2 protein-coding genes are annotated in these 981 nt (G+C 50.4%); both read right to left on the bottom strand.

The window, feature by feature from the left end; translation table 11 throughout:
* Positions 1 to 54: 54 nt before the first annotated feature.
* Entirely contained in the window at positions 55 to 546 is a 492-nt protein-coding gene (locus AAE045_RS23245) for a GNAT family N-acetyltransferase (RefSeq protein ID WP_455549685.1), read from the bottom strand.
* Positions 534 to 800, bottom strand: a complete 267-nt coding sequence (locus AAE045_RS23240) for a type II toxin-antitoxin system TacA family antitoxin (RefSeq protein WP_159758667.1) — start codon at positions 798 to 800, stop codon at positions 534 to 536. Before AAE045_RS23240 ends, AAE045_RS23245 begins: the two co-directional genes overlap by 13 nt.
* Between the last annotated feature and the right edge of the window lie 181 nt (positions 801 to 981).

Raw genomic sequence — 981 nt, 5'->3', positions numbered from 1 at the left:
AATATCCGCTTCTGGCTGTGAGTTGCCCCAGAGGGAATTACGGCTTGCGGGCGGTTAAATGGCAGTAGGTAACCGGAGAAAAAGTGTTTTCTCCTGTGTCATTGAGGGCTGGAATCCATGATGCAGGTAAAACTGTTTTGCCGCATCAGACAAGGCATGCACCATAATGGCCCGGACGCCAATATTCTCCGCAACCCGGCAAATACGCAGTACCGCATCGTGCAGTAAATCCGCCCCAAGGCCCTGGCCATGATAACTCGAATCAACGGCCAGCCGGGCCAGAATTATGATGGGAAGGGGGTCAGGCATGTTTCGTCTGAGCCCACCGGGTGCAATGGCATGAGTGACACTGCCGGTGGCCAGAGAGTAAAAACCAATCACTTGCGAAGAATCCTCCCGGCATATCACAAACGTTCTGGCGGCGCCGGTCGACTGGTTTTTTAACCCCCGGAGCCTGATCCATTCATCCAGTGCAGCTTCTCCTGAGTGAAACTCTGAAAGAATGTGAGTCGACTTTAGCGGTGCTGGAGCGGTTACTTTTCCCACTGCGGTTTTCTCGCCAGGAGCGTATCCAGTGCCGGATTCGCTGTTACGGGTGCATCCAGCATATCGATAAATTCGGCGTACTGTTCATCATCAAGATTAAACATCCGGCGATCAAGGATCACGTTTTCAGCAGCCTGGCAGGCTATGTCTAGTATAAAGTCGGTGCGTGATTTATGGAGAATACCGGCAGCGGTATCGATCAACGCGCGCTGGGCTTCTTTAGCCCGAATGTTAAGCTGAACATCAGATTTCATGATGAGCTCCTGTATAGCAAATGATATACACAGCTTACACCTGCCGTATAGAGAATGCTATACACATTGGGAGCGAAATTTTTGTGCCCGGACAGCGTTGAAATAATAAACCTATGCCTTAGCCAGAAGTCAGGACATTTGTGTCTTGCAACAAAAAGGCCTTTTCTGCTTTGCGTTGACA

Source organism: Dryocola clanedunensis (assembly GCF_038405435.1).
In the GTDB taxonomy this organism is placed as follows: domain Bacteria; phylum Pseudomonadota; class Gammaproteobacteria; order Enterobacterales; family Enterobacteriaceae; genus Dryocola; species Dryocola clanedunensis_A.
This window is presented reverse-complemented; position numbering and strand designations above follow the sequence as displayed.

Bases quoted from the DNA above. Each gene is read 5' to 3' on its own strand.
- AAE045_RS23240 (WP_159758667.1), bottom strand. From the start codon at position 800: ATGAAATCTGATGTTCAGCTTAACATTCGGGCTAAAGAAGCCCAGCGC.